Origin of the sequence: Gilliamella sp. wkB18, from assembly GCF_001690875.1 — a bacterium.
Lineage (GTDB): Bacteria > Pseudomonadota > Gammaproteobacteria > Enterobacterales > Orbaceae > Gilliamella > Gilliamella apicola_A.
Genome location: NZ_LZHM01000009.1, coordinates 1 through 2,797 on the forward strand (window position 1 = coordinate 1; position 2,797 = coordinate 2,797).

Below are 2,797 nucleotides of genomic sequence, written 5' to 3' on the forward strand. Positions count from 1 at the left end.
CCCATGAACCACAATATAACAGAAAATGGTCATAAATATAAACCTTACCTGTTTTACGGTTAAAGCGAACAGGACAATCTTCAGGACAGAATAAAAAAGTAAGAAAAAATTGAATAAATATTTGACTGCACATTAAAAACACAAAAAATAAAAAAATAAATAGTGCTTTATAGGTATCAAAATAAAATATAGCAAAAAGTACAGCAACTAATCCAGAATTTGCTATCAATACACATATAAAGAAAAGAATAATAACAATCAATCTAATTAATAAGCTTCCCATCCCTGTGAACCGCCGAGAAAGCTCACAATAATCATCATTCGCATAACGTAATTTTTTATTATTACTTAAATGTGATTTTGTTGTATATATTCCTTTATGCAAATCCTCGCGCCATGCGGAAACTTGCGGTTGGTACTTTGATGGCATTATTTATTTCCTAACTTTTTATATTCGGCATCTATTTGTTGATACTCTTCAAGCGAGCTGGCTTTGGATTTTTTGTCAATTTCTTCTGGCCAGTTGACTTTGATTGGCCAAGTAAAGTCTTCTTCTGGCATAAATTCGGCATCCAAATTATTATCAGAAAATGCCATATAGCTATTTATCCACATCCATTCGTAATAGTTTAAACTGCTATAGGCTGCTAGTAGAAAGTGGTCAATCACTTTAGTGGTATTAGGCTCGCATACCACACATTCTAGACGATAGCTTCTAATCATTCCGCCACTGCCCGTCGGTGCCGAAACTGAGGTCATACACCCTTGAATATCTGCCCAATTAAACTCTTTAACGGTTATCTCTTTGGCTCTAAAGGGAGAACGAGTAAAGGTAGACCATGCTCCAAAATACAATAAAAAATGGTCATAAATATAAACCTTACCTGTTTTACGATTAAAACGGATTGGGCAATCTTCAGGAGCAAAACAAATATTCAAAAACATCTGAAGAAAGAGCTGAATTATCAATATTACAACAAAATTAAAAGGTAAAAACATGAGACTATCTTCTTCGCCAACAACAATATCACGTATTACCATATAAAACCCCAAAATTGATAATAAAATTATTAGGAAAGCAATAATTATCATTAACATACGAAGAAACGGATTCATCCCTGTGAACCGCCGAGAAAGCTCACAATAATCATCATTAGCATAACGTAATTTTTTATTATTAGTTAAAGGCAATTGCGTTGTATATACACCTTTGTGCAAATCTTCGCGCCAACATGAGACTTGTGGTTGGTACTTTGATGGCATTATTTATTTCCTAGCTTTTTATATTCGGCATCTATTTTTTGATACTCTTCAAGTGAGCTGGCTTTGGATTTTTTGTCGATTTCTTCTGGCCAGTTGACTTTGATTGGCCAAGTAAAGTCTTCTTCTGGCATAAATTCGGCATCCAAATTATTATCAGAAAAAGCCATATAGCTATTTATCCACATCCATTCGTTATAACCTAAACTGGTACTGCCCGCCAACAGAAAGTGGTCAATCACTTTAGTGGTATTAGGCTCGCATACCACACATTCTAGGCGATAGCTTCTAACCATTCCGCCACTAGCAATAGGAACTGATACTGAGGTCATACATCCTTGGATATCTGCCCAATTAAACTCTTTAACGGTTATCTCTTTAGCTCTAAAGGGCGAGCGAGTAAAGGTAGCCCATGAACCACAATATAACAGAAAATGGTCATAAATATAAACCTTACCTGTTTTACGGTTAAAGCGAACAGGACAATCTTCAGGACAGAATAAAAAAGTAAGAAAAAATTGAATAAATATTGGACTGGATATTAAAAGTAAAAAAAATGAAAGAATAAATAGTGCTTTATGGGTATCAAGATAAAATATAGCAAAAAGTACAGCAACTAATCCAGAAATTATTATCAATACACATATAAAGAAAAGAATAATAACAATCAATCTAATTAATAAGCTTCCCATCCCTGTGAACCGCCGAGAAAGCTCACAATAATCATCATTAGCATAACGTAATTTTTTATTATTACTTAAATGTGATTTTGTTGTATATATTCCTTTATGCAAATCCTCGCGCCATGCGGAAACTTGCGGTTGGTATTTGGATGGCATTATTTATTTCCTAACTTTTTATATTCGGCATCTATTTTTTGATACTCTTCAAGCGAGCTAGCTTTGGATTTTTTGTCGATTTCTTCTGGCCACTTGACTTTGATTGGCCATGTGAATTCTTCTTCTGGCATAAATTCGGCATCCAAATTATTATCCGAAAATGCCATATAGCTATTTATCCACATCCATTCGTTATAACCTAAACTGGTACTGCCCGCCAACAGAAAGTGGTCAATCACTTTAGTGGTATTAGGCTCGCATACCACACATTCTAGACGATAGCTTCTAACCATTCCGCCACTAGCAATAGGAACTGATACTGAGGTCATACATCCTTGGATATCTGCCCAATTAAACTCTTTAACACTGATCTCTTTGGCTCTAAAGGGCGAGCGAGTAAAGGTACCCCATGAACCACAATATAACAGAAAATGGTCATAAATATAAACCTTACCTGTTTTACGGTTAAAGCGAACAGGACAATCTTCAGGACAGAATAAAAAAGTAAGAAAAAATTGAATAAATATTTGACTGCACATTAAAAACACAAAAAATAAAAAAATAAATAGTGCTTTATAGGTATCAAAATAAAATATAGCAAAAAGTACAGCAACTAATCCAGAATTTGCTATCAATACACATATAAAGAAAAGAATAATAACAATCAATCTAATTAATAAGCTTCCCATCCCTGTGAA

Annotated in this window: 4 protein-coding genes; all 4 read right to left on the reverse strand. The window is 34.1% G+C overall.

Annotated elements, in window-relative coordinates:
- The coding region (locus A9G48_RS00375) for a DUF6708 domain-containing protein (RefSeq protein ID WP_218057752.1) at positions 1-430 on the reverse strand (430 nt) is incomplete at its 3' end.
- Entirely contained in the window at positions 430-1,263 is an 834-nt protein-coding gene (locus tag A9G48_RS00380; RefSeq protein WP_065575635.1) for a DUF6708 domain-containing protein, read from the reverse strand. The genes A9G48_RS00375 and A9G48_RS00380, both read right to left, overlap by 1 nt.
- Positions 1,263-2,099: a DUF6708 domain-containing protein gene (locus A9G48_RS00385; RefSeq protein ID WP_065575636.1), complete on the reverse strand. Its 837-nt coding sequence runs from the start codon at positions 2,097-2,099 to the stop codon at positions 1,263-1,265. The genes A9G48_RS00380 and A9G48_RS00385 overlap by 1 nt, the downstream gene beginning before the upstream one ends.
- Positions 2,099-2,797, reverse strand: a 699-nt coding sequence (locus tag A9G48_RS11410) for a DUF6708 domain-containing protein (RefSeq protein ID WP_176701974.1), incomplete at its 5' end; no start/stop codon positions are given. The genes A9G48_RS00385 and A9G48_RS11410, both read right to left, overlap by 1 nt.